Source organism: Clostridium sp. B9 (assembly GCF_050509515.1).
Taxonomy (GTDB): domain Bacteria; phylum Bacillota; class Clostridia; order Clostridiales; family Clostridiaceae; genus Sarcina.
In genome coordinates this window covers 1,698,986-1,714,083 of the sequence record NZ_JBNWKA010000003.1, presented here as the reverse complement: position 1 = coordinate 1,714,083, position 15,098 = coordinate 1,698,986, and the positions used below count along the sequence as shown (strand labels likewise).

At 29.3% G+C, this 15,098-nt stretch carries 11 protein-coding genes; 2 read left to right on the top strand and 9 right to left on the bottom strand.

The genetic code is table 11. The features are described from left to right. Positions 1 to 131: 131 nt before the first annotated feature. Complete coding sequence (yjeM, locus tag ACQZHJ_RS07745; RefSeq protein ID WP_430484974.1) at positions 132 to 1,757, top strand: glutamate/gamma-aminobutyrate family transporter YjeM; 1,626 nt, start codon at positions 132 to 134, stop codon at positions 1,755 to 1,757. A 39-nt stretch (positions 1,758 to 1,796) separates the two neighbouring features. On the opposite strand, the gene ACQZHJ_RS07740 is transcribed toward yjeM, so the two are convergent. The 9 genes from ACQZHJ_RS07740 to ACQZHJ_RS07700 all read right to left on the bottom strand — a co-directional run bounded on the left by ACQZHJ_RS07740 (position 1,797) and on the right by ACQZHJ_RS07700 (position 14,346). Next, the gene (locus ACQZHJ_RS07740; RefSeq protein ID WP_430484973.1) at positions 1,797 to 2,777 is read right to left on the bottom strand and encodes a hypothetical protein; all 981 of its coding nucleotides are present in this window, start codon (positions 2,775 to 2,777) and stop codon (positions 1,797 to 1,799) included. A 91-nt stretch (positions 2,778 to 2,868) separates the two neighbouring features. Then, positions 2,869 to 3,240 (bottom strand): hypothetical protein, encoded by a 372-nt coding sequence (locus ACQZHJ_RS07735; RefSeq protein ID WP_430484972.1) that lies wholly within the window; start codon positions 3,238 to 3,240, stop codon positions 2,869 to 2,871. A gap of 1 nt (position 3,241) precedes the next feature. Then, on the bottom strand, positions 3,242 to 3,955 hold the full coding sequence (locus ACQZHJ_RS07730; RefSeq protein ID WP_430484971.1) for a response regulator: 714 nt from the start codon (positions 3,953 to 3,955) through the stop codon (positions 3,242 to 3,244). Next, complete coding sequence (locus tag ACQZHJ_RS07725; RefSeq protein ID WP_430484970.1) at positions 3,930 to 6,629, bottom strand: DUF4118 domain-containing protein; 2,700 nt, start codon at positions 6,627 to 6,629, stop codon at positions 3,930 to 3,932. Before ACQZHJ_RS07725 ends, ACQZHJ_RS07730 begins: the two co-directional genes overlap by 26 nt. A gap of 11 nt (positions 6,630 to 6,640) precedes the next feature. Next, positions 6,641 to 7,237 carry a potassium-transporting ATPase subunit KdpC gene (gene kdpC, locus ACQZHJ_RS07720; protein WP_430484969.1) on the bottom strand — a complete coding sequence of 199 codons (597 nt, stop codon included), beginning with the start codon at positions 7,235 to 7,237 and terminating at the stop codon, positions 6,641 to 6,643. A gap of 15 nt (positions 7,238 to 7,252) precedes the next feature. Further along, the gene (gene kdpB, locus ACQZHJ_RS07715; protein ID WP_430484968.1) at positions 7,253 to 9,316 is read right to left on the bottom strand and encodes a potassium-transporting ATPase subunit KdpB; all 2,064 of its coding nucleotides are present in this window, start codon (positions 9,314 to 9,316) and stop codon (positions 7,253 to 7,255) included. Between the two features lie 19 nt (positions 9,317 to 9,335). After that, on the bottom strand, positions 9,336 to 11,072 hold the full coding sequence (kdpA, locus tag ACQZHJ_RS07710) for a potassium-transporting ATPase subunit KdpA (protein WP_430484967.1): 1,737 nt from the start codon (positions 11,070 to 11,072) through the stop codon (positions 9,336 to 9,338). A gap of 275 nt (positions 11,073 to 11,347) precedes the next feature. After that, positions 11,348 to 13,726 (bottom strand): peptidoglycan-binding domain-containing protein, encoded by a 2,379-nt coding sequence (locus ACQZHJ_RS07705; protein ID WP_430484966.1) that lies wholly within the window; start codon positions 13,724 to 13,726, stop codon positions 11,348 to 11,350. Positions 13,727 to 13,914: 188 nt separating this feature from the next. Beyond that, positions 13,915 to 14,346: a MarR family winged helix-turn-helix transcriptional regulator gene (locus ACQZHJ_RS07700; protein ID WP_430484965.1), complete on the bottom strand. Its 432-nt coding sequence runs from the start codon at positions 14,344 to 14,346 to the stop codon at positions 13,915 to 13,917. A gap of 253 nt (positions 14,347 to 14,599) precedes the next feature. Between ACQZHJ_RS07700 and ACQZHJ_RS07695 the strand changes: the two genes are divergently transcribed. Beyond that, complete coding sequence (locus ACQZHJ_RS07695) at positions 14,600 to 15,088, top strand: DUF2975 domain-containing protein (protein ID WP_430484964.1); 489 nt, start codon at positions 14,600 to 14,602, stop codon at positions 15,086 to 15,088. Positions 15,089 to 15,098 lie beyond the last annotated feature (10 nt).

Here is a 15,098-nt window from a genome sequence, read left to right as displayed (position 1 = left end):
CTAATCACTTTTATTAATAATTAGTTAACAATAAATGAATTTATTAACAGAATATACTTTACTTAGTTTTTTTTATTTGTATAATTAATAAAAATAGGGTTCTATAAGTAAAATTTTTAAGAGGTGGTTTTATGAAATCAAAAGAAAAAAACAAATTGACCCTTACCGCATTAATACTTATGATATTCACATCGGTTTATGGCTTTACTAATATGCCAAGAACCTTCTATCTAATGGGTTATAGCGGTATTATATGGTACATAATTTCAGCCGTATTATTTTTTATACCATATGCATTCATGATGGCTGAATATGGAGCTGCATTTAGAAAAGAAAAAGGTGGTATATATTCTTGGATGGCAAGATCAGTTAATCCAAAATTTGCATTCATAGTTACCTTTATGTGGTTTTCATCAAATCTTATATGGATGGTTTCAGTATCTTCTTCTATATGGATTCCATTATCAAATGTATTTGCCGGAAAAGATACTACAGCATCTTGGAGATTTTTAGGACTTTCAGGTCCGCAAACTCTTGCTTTATTAGGAATATTATTACTTGTAACAATAACATTCATTTCATCTAGAGGTTTAAACAAGATTTCAAAAATTACTTCTATTGGTGGTACTGTTGTTGCTTTAGCAAACGTTGTATTAATTCTTGGAGGTCTTATTGTTTTAGTAAGCAATGGATTCCATACAGCACAAGGATTTAATATGGATCAATTTTTACATTCACCTAACCCTTCCTATCAATCACCATTAGGTGTCCTAGGCTTCGTTGTTTTTGCAATATTTGCTTATGGTGGATTAGAAGCTATTGGCGGACTAGTTGACCAAACTGAAAATCCAAAGAAAAACTTCCCAAGAGGAATAAAGATTTCTGCATTCATAATAGTTATAGGATATGCAGTTGGTATATTATCAATAGGTTTCTTTGTTAATTGGAATAGAGACTTAATGGGCCCTGATGTAAATATGGCTAACATAGCTTATATAGTTGTAAACTACTTAGGATTCTATGTTGGACAAGCATTTGGATTAAGTACAGCGGTTTGTACAGCTTTAGGAAACTTCTTATCAAGGTTCATTGGACTTTCAATGTTCTTAGCTCTTATTGGTGCATACTTCACATTATCATATTCACCAATAAAACAATTAATAGAAGGTACTCCTAATGATATTTGGCCTAAAAAATGGACAAGATTAAATAAAGAAAATATGCCTGTTACTGCTATGTGGGTTCAAGCAATAATAGTTATATTATTTATCTTAGCATGTTCTTTAGGTGGAGATGATTCATCTAAGTTCTTTGATCACTTAATACTTATGGGTAACGTTGCAATGACAATTCCTTATATGTTCTTATCATTTGCATTCCCATTCTTTAAGAAGAAAAAAGAAATTGAAAAACCATTTGAAGTTTACAAAACTTATAAAGGTTCTTTAATAGCATCTATAATAGTAACTGCTACTGTTGGTTTTGCTAACGTATTTACTATTATAAAGCCTTTAACAGGAGCAGAAAAAGACTATGTATCTGTTGCATTCCAAGTTTCTGGCCCAATTATATTTGGCTTATTAGCTTGGCTAATATATAGAAGATATGAGAAAAAAGTTTTAAGCAAAGAATCAAATACTATTGCCAAACTAGAAAAAGTTGTTGAAGCTGAAGAAGACCTAACTATGGATAGTATAGGAATAGTTGAAGAAGAAATTGCTGCCACATCAATTGATGAAGATAATAAAAAACAATAAAAATAGAGGTTAGTAATATCTATTACTAACCTCTATTTTTTAAGTATTTATAGTATTTTTTAATATACATTCATTGTTGCATAGTTCATTCCTTTTTTCTTTAAAGAAAATCATTGCTACAGCTATAAAAATACTACATCCTATAGCAACCTGTAAAGGATAAAATAAAACCTGATTACTCTTTAAGAGCATAGGTAATATAGAAATAGCTGCTACTGGTGGAAAATACATATTGAACTTCTCAAAACATATAAATATACTAATAACAGTTCCAATTGTACAAACCCATAATGGCAATCCTAAAATTTCATTTAATCCTATTCTAAAACCAGCACCTATAATAGCAGCAATTATAAATAACACCAATAATCTTTTAGATTTTTTTCTAAATTTACAATGTTCATTTGTAAGTTCAATAAATGCTACAATTAAAGGTGGTGCTATTAGCAAACTCTCTTCAACTTTAATTGCTAGTAATGTTAAAAGCCCTACTATTATAATAATTTTAGCCATCTTTATAGCTTCTTTTTTTCTATAATCTGAACTACTTTCAACTAACTTAACTTCGTTTTGCAGCTCATGCTTTACTTCTTCTATTTTATTCTCTTTTATAAAACATTGAATAGAAACTATTAATAGAGTTAATATAAATACTGATATTGGATATATAATTGTTTCCGTTCTAAGTAAAATTGGTAATATACATGCTGAAACAATTGGAACTAAAGTAGTTTTTGTAAGCTTTAGCAAACTACCTGTAAAAAGCAATCCAATTAAAACCTGTAAGGTTAATGGTATATGTACATATCTAACTATAATAATTCCTACCATAGAACATAAAGTCATAAGCGTTACCATTCCTAGTTTACTAACCTTCCAAGGTTGTTTTTCTACTATCCAACCTCCAACTACTAAAGCAGCAACCTCTGGAAATATAATTTCCCTTTCACCTGTGTACTCTGCGAAAGCTACCATTAACATTATAAGTATTAATGATATTAAATGTCTCTTGTATTTCATTTTAATCATCCTTTGTAATATAATAAAATAATTTTCAAAATCTATTTTACCACATTACAAAGGATTTGTTAAAAAAATATCATTTTTTTAATTAACCAAAATCAACTTTAGTCTCACCTCTATTATATAAAACAGTTCTTTTAAGATTATTATCAGCTGGAATATAACTTGGATCAAAAGCTAAAGATGCTCTATAGTATCTTTGTGCTAGTATAATATTTCCTCTTTTTTCTTCAAGTATTCCAAGTAAATTTTCAATTTCAGCACAACTTGAATTTATAATTAGTGCTTTTTTTAAAACTCTCTCTGCTTCGTCATATTTATTAGCTATTATATATTTTTTTGCTTCATTAATAAGGTTTTTAAAGTATTTATTTCCTTTAAGTTTATCAATTTCATCATTTAATTTTTTAATCTGACCTAAAAGGTCATCAATCAAACTACTTGAAATAATAATCCCCATATTAAAACTCACTATCCTCATGCTGAATTCTAAGGAGTCTGTATCCAACCCCTATATGTGTTTGTATATAATTTAAATTCTTTGATTTATTGTTTAATTTTTTTCGTAAAGTAGCCATAAAAACTCTTAAGGATGCTACATCACTTTCACAAGTACTATTCCAAATTTCTTTTAGTATAAAATGATGTGTCAATACTCTTCCAACATGTTTAGAAAGTAGACATAACAGTTTGTATTCTATTGGAGTTAAATGCAATTCCTCATCATTTATAAAAACACTTCTTGACAAATAGTCAATTTTCAAGTCACCATTTATAAATTCTTTAACTTCTTTATTTACTTCTTTATCATAATTCATTTTTCTTATGGCTACTCTAATTCTAGCCATAAGTTCATTAACACTAAATGGCTTAGTTAAATAATCATCTGCACCTAAATCTAAAGCCTCAATTTTATCCTTATCATCACTTCTAGCACTTACAACTATTATTGGACAATTAGACCATCCTCTAATTTTCTTTATTATATCTATTCCATCAATATCTGGAAGTCCTAAATCTAATATTATGATATCTGGACTCTGAGAAACTGCTACCAATAAACCCTGCTCTCCATTTATAGCAGTATAACAATTATATTTGTGTGCCTCTAAAGTAGCTGAAATAAAATTTCTTATTGCTTTTTCATCTTCAATAACCAAAATTAATTCCTTCATTCTCATTAACCTCTACTTTCTTTAAGGTAAAGCCTATTATCGTTCCTTTTGGCTTGTTATTCTTTACATATATTTCTCCACCATGAACATTTATAATAGATTTACATATAGCCAATCCTAAGCCTAACCCTCTTCTACTATCTGTTTTATTTCCCTTAGTTGTAAAAAACATATCAAAAATATGCTTTTTATCGGTATTACTGATTCCATTTCCATTATCAGATATTTCTATAACTACCTTATCCTTTTCAGAGAAAGCACTAAGTTTTATATTTGATCCCTCATCTGTATATTTAATAGCATTATCTACAATATTTATTATCACCTGAATTATTAACTTAACATCAGCATCCACCATTAAAAAATCATCTTCAAGTTCTATTTCAACTAAATGTTCATTTATTTTTCTATTAACATGCTGTAATGCTTCAGTAAAAATTTCTTCAACTAGCTGTGCTTCCATATGAAGATTAACACTACCATTATCTATTCTAGAAACAGATAATAAATTTTCTACTAAATTTATCAACCAAACAGAATCATCGTAAATATCTAAAGTTAATTGTTTTTTTGTTTTTTCATCAAAATTATTATTTAATATAGAACTAGCGCTTCCTGAAATACTAGTTAAGGGAGTTCTTAAATCATGTGAAACCGCTCTCAACAAATTTGCTCTAAATCTTTCATTTTCAGCTTGCATTAATGCATTATTTCGAGCTTCATTTAAAATATGATTATCTACTGCAAATGCTATTTGATTTATCATAGCTAGTAACAAAGATTTTTCTCCCTCTTGTATTTCATCTTCTTCACCAATAATTATTCCTACAACAATCTTAACTTCTGAATCACCTAATATTGGAATATACATTGCATTTGCTCCTGGAAGTGTATCAGTTCCCTTTCCTGCGCTTTTCTTATTATTGATTGTCCAAAATACAACGCCAAGTTCTTCTTGTGATAAATATTTTTCATCTAATTCCGTGCCATCTTCAAACCTGTAATTATATATTTTGTCTATTTGTTCATCATTTACCTTATACATAACAACTGGTTTTTTTAGAAGATTATTTAACTGTCTTTGAGATTTTCTAATGATATCTTCAAGTTCTGAACATCCTCCTAACTCATTGCTTGCCTCTAATAATATATTAGTTCTATAAGCAATCATAGCTGAAATACTTGCTTGTGCTTTTACCTTAGTTGTAAGTGCACTTGTAATAAATGCTGATAATAACATTATTAAAAATGTTACTATATATCCAGGATCATAAGAATTAAAAGTAAATCTTGGTTCTGTGAAGAAAAAATTAAATAACAAAACACTTAATAAGGCTGAAATGCTTCCATATATTCTGCCATTGGTTTGATTAGATATAATTAAAACCCCTAGTATAAATACAGTTATTATATTAGCCTCACTAAACCCTAGAAATTCAAAGAATAAACTTACTATAGTTGCTAATAATAAAATTACAAAAGTTTTAAAAGAATCTTTAGTAGTAAGTCTTTTTTTATCAAACAAAAACTTTTTTCTATTAACATAAATCTCTTCATCTGGTATTACATAAATATCCAATTCTGGTGATAGCTCTATTAACTTATCTACAACCCCTAATCTAGACCAAAAATTTCTTTTTCTTTTAGTTCTACCTAAAATAACTTTAGAGACTAAACTTATCTTTGAAAACTCTGAAAGCTGATATGCAATATCATCTCCATATACAGTTTCAATATTTGCGCCTAATTCTCTTGCTAACTTAACATTTTCTCTTAATCTTATTATATTTTTATCGCTTAATTCCTTAGAATTACTATTTTCAACAAAAAGTGCTGTAAATTTCCCATGAAATACTTCAGCCATTCTGGCAGCTGTTCTTATCACCTTTTTATTAGATGGTGAAGAACTTAAACAAACCAATATATGCTCATTAGTATGATAATAATTTTCTCCTTTATTAATTAAAACATCTCTATTTACTCTATCTGCAGTTTCTCTTAAAGCAATTTCCCTCAATGCAATCAAATTTTCTTTTACAAAAAAATTTTTCAATGCATTTTTTGCTTGACTTTTAGAATATATTTTCCCTTCCTGTAACCTTTCCATTAAAACCTGTGGATCTACATCTACTAATTCAACTTGAAAAGCTTCTTTAAATATTCTATCTGGAATTCTTTCAGACACAATTATATTTGTTATAGATGCTATTAGATCATTTAAACTTTCTATATGTTGAACATTTAATGTAGTATAAACATCAATTCCAGCATCTAAAAGTTCTTCAATATCACTATATCTCTTTTCATGTCTTCCCCCTTTTACATTGGTATGAGCCAACTCATCCACAATTATTAACTTTGGTTGCCTATTTAATGCCCCCTCTAAATCAAACTCAAGTAATTTTAATCCTTTATACTCAATTTCTAATTTAGGTAATATTTCTAAACCATTTAATAGATTCAAAGTTTCTGGTCTAGTATGTGGTTCTACATAACCAACAACAACATCTATCCCCATGTTTTTAGCAGAATGTGCTGCCTCAAGCATTGAATAAGTTTTTCCAACTCCTGCAGCATATCCAAAAAATATTTTTAGTTTTCCTTTTTCTTTTTCTTTTTTTTCTTTCTTTATTTCTCTTAATATTTTCTCGGGACTAGGACGGGTCTCTCTCAATTTCATCCCTCCTATTCTTTTAATATACCATCCAAAGCAAGGTTTACTTGTAACACATTAACTACTTTTTCACCAAAAATCCCTAGAAATCTTCCAGTGGTATATTTATCTATAATTTTTCTTACTTCGTCTTTGTCCATATTTCTCTCCTTTGCAATTCTATCAATTTGATAATTTGCTGCTGCAACTGATATATGTGGATCTAAGCCACTTCCAGATGAAGTTACTAAGTCTACTGGTATAGGTTCAGACTTCTTTTCTGGATTGCTATCTTTTATTTTATTAACTCTTTCTTTTATTAAATTTTCATATTCTTTACTTGCAGGGCTTAAGTTTGATGGATATGAATACATAAGTGAATTTCCATTTTCGTCTTTAAATATTTCTGTATTAATATTCATAATCCTTCCCCACAAATATTTATCTTTTGTAAATTCTTGTCCTAAAAGTATACTACCATATTTTTCTCCATCAACTTCTATTATGCTACCATTAGCTTTACTATTAAAAAAAACTTGTGAAATAGTAGTTATGGCTACTGGATAAATAATACCGCAAAAAACTGTAAATATTAAAATAGCTAAGGTAGCTCTCTTTAAAATTTTCATAACAAAATCCTCCTATTAAAATATAACTATCATATTTATTAAAACATCTATAAATTTTATTGCTATAAATGGAGCTATAATTCCTCCTAAACCATAAATCAATAAATTCCTTGATAATAATTTATTAGCAGAAACTTCTCTATATTTAACTCCCTTAAGTGCTAATGGAATTAAAGCAATTATTATAAACGCATTGTATATAACAGCAGAAAGAATTGCACTCTCAGGACTTTGTAACCCCATTATATTCAACTTTGATAACTCTGGAAAAATTCCTATGAAAAGAGGTGGAATTATAGCAAAATATTTAGCTATATCATTTGCTATACTAAAAGTCGTAAGTGCCCCTCTAGTCATTAAAAGCTGCTTCCCAATTCTTACTATGTCTATTAATTTAGTTGGAGAAGAATCTAAATCAACCATATTTCCTGCTTCTTTAGCGGCTTGTGTTCCTGTATTCATAGCAACTGCCACATCTGCTTGAGCAAGTGCTGGTGCATCATTAGTACCATCTCCAGTCATTGCAACCAAATGTCCTTTCTTTTGAAAATTTCTTATCATTTCTAATTTTCCTTCTGGTGTTGCTTCAGCTAAAAAATCATCTACACCAGCCTCTGCTGCAATTGCTGCAGCTGTTAATGGGTTATCTCCAGTTATCATAATTGTTTTTATTCCCATTTTTCTTAAATCTGAAAATTTCTCTTTAACTCCCTTTTTTATAATGTCTTTAAGGTATATTATCCCAAGAACTTTATTATTTTTAGCTACTACTAATGGTGTTCCTCCCATTTTAGCTATTTTCTCCACTTCTTCGTCACATGCTTTAGAAAATACTCCTCCATTTTCTAAAATATAATTTTTTATAGAATCAGCTGATCCTTTTCTTATTTTATTTCCTTCAAAATCAACCCCGCTCATTCTTGTTCTAGCTGTAAATTCTATAAATTTAGCATTTAAATCCCCTAAGTTTCTTCCTCTTATGCCAAACTTCTCTTTTGCTAGCTTAACAATACTTCTTCCCTCAGGAGTTTCATCTGCTAATGAAGAAAGTTGGGCTGCATCTGCTAATTCATATATTTTAACTCCATCAACTGGTATAAATTCACTTGCTTGTCTATTACCTAGTGTAATAGTTCCTGTTTTATCTAACATAAGTATATCTACATCTCCAGCTGCCTCTATTGCTCTACCGCTCATGGCAAGTACATTTGCTTGATTTAATCTACTCATGCCTGCTATACCAATAGATGAAAGTAATGCCCCTATAGTAGTAGGTGCAAGACATACTAATAAAGCTAGAAGTGACGTTACTGATGTGCTATTTATCACGCCTTGCTGTGATGAAGCAAATTCAGAATATGCATACAATGACACAGTAACTACTAAAAAAATCATCGTTAATGAAACTAACAGTATTTGAAGAGCTAGTTCATTTGGAGTTTTCTTTCTTGATGCTCCTTCTACCATGGAAATCATCTTATCCATAAAACTTTCACCTGGATTATTAGTAACCTCTATTATAAGATAATCGGAAATAACCTGAGTTCCTCCAGTTACCGCACTTCTATCTCCACCACTTTCTCTTATGACAGGAGCTGATTCACCAGTTATAGCACTTTCATCAACGGAAGCTGCACCTTCTATTACATCTCCATCTGCGGGTATTTGTTCTCCTGCATTAACTATTATTAAATCACCTTTTCTAAGCTCTGTTGAGGAAATGCTCTCAAACTGAAATTTGCTTTCAATAGACTTAATTTTATTAGCTATGACATCCTTCTTAGCTGATCTTAAGGCATCTGCCTGTGCTTTTCCTCTTCCCTCGGCTATAGCTTCAGCAAAATTTGCAAATATTACTGTAAACCAAAGTAATATAGCTATCCCAAGTATAAAACTTGAAGAATTATCTTTTATGCCGAATAAAGAAAATACATATAGTCCAGTTGTCAAAATAGACGCTATATATACTATAAACATTACTGGATTTTCTAGCTGTACTCTAGGATTTAATTTTGCAAATGAGTCTTTTATTGCCATCTTTAGAATCTTACTATTAAATAAATTATTATTATCTTTCATATCCTATAACCCTCCCTTATTAAATCATTTGTAAAAATTCAGCTATTGGTCCCAAAGCAAGTGCTGGGAAAAAGCTTAAAGCACCAATCAATAAAACCACAAATATTAATAATCCTATAAATAAAGCATTATGTGTTGGTAAAGTTCCAGAACTTATAGCAACTTTCTTTTTCTTAACTAAAGATCCAGCTATTGCTAAAGTTGCAAACATTGGTACAAATCTTACTAAAAGCATTATTAATCCAATTGATAAATTTATAAATACCGTATCAGCAGCAAATCCAGCAAAAGCCGAACCATTATTTCCTCCTGCTGAAGAGTAAGCATATAATACTTCTGAAAAACCATGAGCGCCAGAATTATTCAGACTTTCGGTAACTCCTACATTTAAAGATGCTAAAGCACTTCCTATTAAAATACATAAAGGTGTTGCCAAGCATACTAGCATTGCCATTTTCATCTCATATGGTTCTATCTTTTTGCATAAATACTCTGGTGTTCTACCAACCATTAACCCTGCAATAAATACTGTTATAATTGCAAAAGCTATCATTCCATAAAGCCCACAACCAACACCACCAAATATAACTTCTCCTAGCTGAATTAAAAGCATTGTCATCATTCCACCTATAGGAGTAAAACTATCGTGCATAGAATTTACTGATCCATTAGAAGCGGCTGTAGTAAATGCTGCCCATGTACTAGATCCAACAACTCCAAACCTAGCTTCTTTACCTTCCATATTTCCTCCACCCTGATCTATAAATCCAATATCAACTTGTCCATTTTGTAAAAGTTGTGGTGTTGCCTTAGCTTCACTTACCCCTATAATAACCAAAGCTGTAACTAATAATATAAACATAGCTAAGAATAATGCTTTCCCTTGTTTTTTATCCTTAATATTTCTTCCAAAAGTAAAGCAGAGTGCTGCAGGAATTAGAAGTATTGATATCATCTCCACTAAATTAGAAAATGCTGTAGGATTTTCTAAAGGATGTGCTGAATTCACTCCAAAAAATCCGCCGCCATTAGTTCCTAGTTGTTTTATTGCAACCTGACTAGCCGCTGGCCCTTGTGGAATAACCTGACTATTAACAATGCTGCCATCTTCTAATATAACTTCCTGTAATAATGATACCTCTTCATAAGAATTAAAGTTTTGAACTACTCCTTGTGAAACCAATAAAAGCGAAATTACTACTGAAAGCGGCATTAATATATAAAGTACACTTTTAGTTAAATCAACCCAAAAATTTCCCAAAGTATTTTTACTTGATTTAACAAAACCTCTTATTAATGCAAATAATACAGCTATACCAGTACCAGCAGACAAAAAGTTTTGTACTGTTAACCCCAACATTTGAGTTAAATAGCTTAATTGACTTTCTCCAGAATAAGCTTGCCAGTTTGTATTTGTAATAAAACTAGATGTAGTATTAAAAGCTAAATCTACTGATGTTCCTTGAACTCCTTCTGGATTAAGTGGTAGAAATCCTTGAAATATATTTAAAAGAAATAAAACTATAAATCCTATAGCACTAAAAACTAGTATTGAAATGGAGTATTTTTTCCACCCCATCTCTTCTTCCTCATCTACTCCAAACAACCTGTATATCAAGTTTTCAATTGGAACTATAACTTTAGATAAAAATACTCTTTCTCCATTCATTACTTTTCCAATATATTTTCCAAGTGGAATTGCTAGTATGATTAAAATTATTAAATATAAAGAGTATTGTAAAATAGCATTAATCATTTTTATCCCCCCTAAAAAGTACTACTCCAAGATAAATAAATAACATTAAAGAAATACATCCCATAAATATTAGAATAAAATTCATATTTCCTCCTCCTTTCATCTTAATTCATTATATTTTGTAAAACATTAAGATGGCGTTAGAGTTTAATAGATAGACATTAAGATTGTATAAAGATTCTATACAACAAAAAAACCTTAAGATTTTAATTTAAATCTTAAGGTTTTTTTAACTTAATAATATCTCATTCTAGTTTTAGTACAATGATTAAATTTTATCTTCGTCTATGCTTATTATGCTTTTTCATTCTTTTTAAAGTTATTCCAGTATAAAGTTCACTATATATTAATGCAAGTTTAGTCCAAGTTTTTGCATCTACTACACCCGTTTCCCTTAATCCTTCATACTTTTGAAAATTCTTAATTTCATTTTCAAGTTCATCATCAAAACTTGTATCAATAAATACCTCTTTTACAGGATACCCATTTTTAGATAATACATTTATATATTCTTTCAATATAGCTACATATCCATTATCATCATTTTTTTTAAGTTCAATCCCTGGATACCTATATAAATATTCTGGTCTATTTATGTCTTTTCTTGAAGCTAAATCATTATAAACTGCTATTAAGCTTCTCCAAGTATTTATATCTACCTTATCACCTACTACTAACCCAAAATTTTTCTTGAAAGCTTCTATTCCTCTATTGGTTTTTTCATCAAACTCTCCATTAACTTCCACATTAGGCATAAATTCATATAATTTTCCTATTGCCTTTAACAATGTTTGAAGTGTTCTTACATCATTATTTTTCATCCCTTTTTTCAAAACGTAACCTGGATACTTATTTAAATCTACATCTCTTTTAAATTTAGGCAATTCTAAATATGTTTCATATATTTTATTCCAAGTTTTAGGACCAACAATCCCATCTGTAAATAGGCCAAATATACTTTGAAATACTATCACTGCATCCTCTGTTCCTCTTCCAAAGACACCATCTACTTCTAAATTTGGAGTACCATAATACTTAGATATTTGCTTGAGATAACTTTGAAGTTCAATTACTTTATCACCTCTTGAGCCGTACTTTAACACATACCCTGGATATACTCCATCAAAAATTGGTTCTTCCGGTAGATTAGTATAAACCTCATAAATCTTATTCCATGTTATAGGACCAACAAGTCCATCTTGTGCTAATCCAAATAACTTTTGAAAAACAACTATAGAGGATAAAGTATCATTACCAAATATACCATCAACGTCTAAGGTAGGTATATCATAATATCTAGATATTTCTCTTAAATATGTTTGTAATTCTTCTACCTTTTCTCCCCTAGCTCCATAACTTAAAATATATCCTGGATATACTCCGTCATATTCATCTCCATCTGTATCTGGCTCTTGATCTAATTCTGATAATCGTCTTACAGCAACATAAATTTCTGATATTTTATACCAAGTAGCCTTACCTACAATTCCATCGACAGTTAAATTAAAAATTTCTTGAAATTTCTTAACTGATTCTTCAGTATCTATTCCAAAGTAGCCATTAGGATTTTCTATTTTAGGTATAGCTGGATAGTTTTGAGCAATCCTGTTTAATTGTTCTTGAATTATCTTTACATTTTCATTATTATCATAGAGCCTTAATGGATATCCAGGATATGACGAAGGAATCCCTTCAACCAATGAAGTTGATTTTATTATCTTGTCATACCCATAATATTTTTGTAATATTCCTAAAGCATCCTCCCCATTGTTAGCTAAATCTACAGTTCCCCATTGAGAAAGCCCATCACAAATAGAGGTTGTTCCATTACAATATTGAGTAAAATATGGAGCTTCGGAACTAACCATTGAAACATACTCATTAAAAATATCATCTACAACCTTGCTTATACTATCAAAAATATTCCTTCCATATACAAAGTATTGGTCATAAGCTGTCGAATTAGTTATTTGAAAAGAATAGCCCTTATTCCTGTACCATTCAGTATAAACTCTATTTAAGGCAAATGTTATTTGAGCATATATGTTAGCACGTAAAGCTTCTTCTGGCCAAGTTGGATATATTTCACTTGATCCTACATTTTTTATATAGTCTATAAATTTTACTGTAACATCTTCTGCATAAGAATTCGGTGTTCCTAAATGTACTGTTATATATTCTGGAATATATACCTGCTTTAAAACCTTAGGCGGTTTTATTTCTTCATCAAAACTTTTCTGAAGATTTCTTTTTTCTTTCAATGCTAACTGATGAGGAGGTATAAATATGTCAATCGGTGTTTTCTTAAATAAAGTTCTTCCTTTCAATAAAGGATTCATTGATATCTTTTGTATAGATGTTATTCCATCAAAAACCGTAACTCCTTCTACCACCATATCCTTATATCCCTTTGCAGAAACATATATATTATATACTCCGTAAGGAAAATCTCCTGGTTCTAAAGGTTGTAATGTTAAATCTTTGTCGGGAGCTTTTAATTCTATAGCATTAGTTTTTCCACTATTATCTATAGCGTCCTCTGATTGAAATACTACATCTTCAGTATCAGCATCAATTATCTTAACACTAGCCTCTGTAATAGGCAAAGCTTCTAAAGCTGTAGAAAGCTGAACAATAATATATCCCTTTCCCATATCTGTCTCCAATAAATTATTCCAATATATAATTTATTCATTTTAAATAGATTTGCTAATCTATTTTTGTATCCCATCTAATTTTTTACATAAAAAAGCTATATCAAAATATGTTTTGATATAGCTTTATTTCACTGTCTATAGATAATATTTTTTAACTAAAATAAAAATATTGAAAAACCCCATTTTTATTTTAATATTTCTAATAATTCATCTAAACTATCTTTTAATTTTAATACTTCTTCTCTTTCCATACCTAATGAGCAAAAAGCTTTTTTAGGTACATCTACCATTCTTTCTCTTAATGCTTTTCCCTTATCAGTCAATTCGACAACAACAACTCTATCATCTTCAATTGATCTATACTTTGTAACTAGCTCCATCTTTTCAAGCTTTTTAATAAGAGGAGTTAAAGTTCCGGAATCTAAGTGAAGTTTGTTTCCAATACCTTTAACCGTTATTTTTTCATCTTCCCACAAAACTAACATTGTTAGGTATTGAGTATATGTTAAATTATACTCATCTAATATAGGCTTATATTTCTTTATAACCTCTCTAGATGATGCATACAATCTAAAACAAAGTTGATTTTCTAATTTTAAACCATCATATTTATTCATAGTGTCTCCTTATATAAATATACTATACAAAAATTAAATTTTACACAATTAATTATATATATAAGATATTACTTTTTTTATATATTGTCAATTATATTTATAATTTTAAAATTATCTTATATATACAATAAATATATTATTTCTAACTAACTTTAATAAGCAATCACACTCATCATTTATTGACAAACGATAAATAATTATTTATAATTTTTTCATAATATTAATTTCAAAATAATAAGAAAGAGGGAAAATAATGAGAAACAATATTACTTCAAAGCTATTGGACTATACCGTCATATTAGGAATAACATTGACAATTCTAGCTCTTATAGGCATGCCACTTATACTAACAGCGTTCTTTAAGAGTAATTTTTCACTGTCCAATCAATCTTTAATATGGATTGTAACTGCTTGTATATACTTGTGTGCTATTCCTTTTGTAATAGCTTTATTTAAAGTTAAGAAAATATGTGGCTTTATAAAAAATGATAATCCATTTTCAAGAGATATAATAAAATCTGTACAAGTTATATGCATATGTTCTTTTAGTGAAATTATAACATTTTCTTTGAGTTTAATATATTTAAAATACTCAGTAGATTTCTTTAAACATGCATTAATTATTGCTCCTATATTAATAATCTCTTTTTTATGTGTTACAATAGGATTATTATGTCTAGTAGTTGCTGGATTATTTGAAAAATTTATTGATATAAAAGAAGAAAATGACAGTACAATTTAGGAGGATTAAA

What these genes read in the sequence shown, in the direction of transcription:
- yjeM (WP_430484974.1), top strand. Translation starts at nt 132, where the DNA reads ATGAAATCAAAAGAAAAAAACAAATTGACCCTTACCGCATTAATACTT.
- ACQZHJ_RS07695 (WP_430484964.1), top strand. Translation starts at nt 14,600, where the DNA reads ATGAGAAACAATATTACTTCAAAGCTATTGGACTATACCGTCATATTA.
- ACQZHJ_RS07705 (WP_430484966.1), bottom strand. Translation starts at nt 13,726, where the DNA reads ATGGGAAAGGGATATATTATTGTTCAGCTTTCTACAGCTTTAGAAGCT.
- ACQZHJ_RS07730 (WP_430484971.1), bottom strand. Translation starts at nt 3,955, where the DNA reads ATGAAGGAATTAATTTTGGTTATTGAAGATGAAAAAGCAATAAGAAAT.
- kdpC (WP_430484969.1), bottom strand. Translation starts at nt 7,237, where the DNA reads ATGAAAATTTTAAAGAGAGCTACCTTAGCTATTTTAATATTTACAGTT.
- kdpB (WP_430484968.1), bottom strand. Translation starts at nt 9,316, where the DNA reads ATGAAAGATAATAATAATTTATTTAATAGTAAGATTCTAAAGATGGCA.
- kdpA (WP_430484967.1), bottom strand. Translation starts at nt 11,072, where the DNA reads ATGATTAATGCTATTTTACAATACTCTTTATATTTAATAATTTTAATC.
- ACQZHJ_RS07700 (WP_430484965.1), bottom strand. Translation starts at nt 14,346, where the DNA reads ATGAATAAATATGATGGTTTAAAATTAGAAAATCAACTTTGTTTTAGA.
- ACQZHJ_RS07735 (WP_430484972.1), bottom strand. Translation starts at nt 3,240, where the DNA reads ATGGGGATTATTATTTCAAGTAGTTTGATTGATGACCTTTTAGGTCAG.
- ACQZHJ_RS07740 (WP_430484973.1), bottom strand. Translation starts at nt 2,777, where the DNA reads ATGAAATACAAGAGACATTTAATATCATTAATACTTATAATGTTAATG.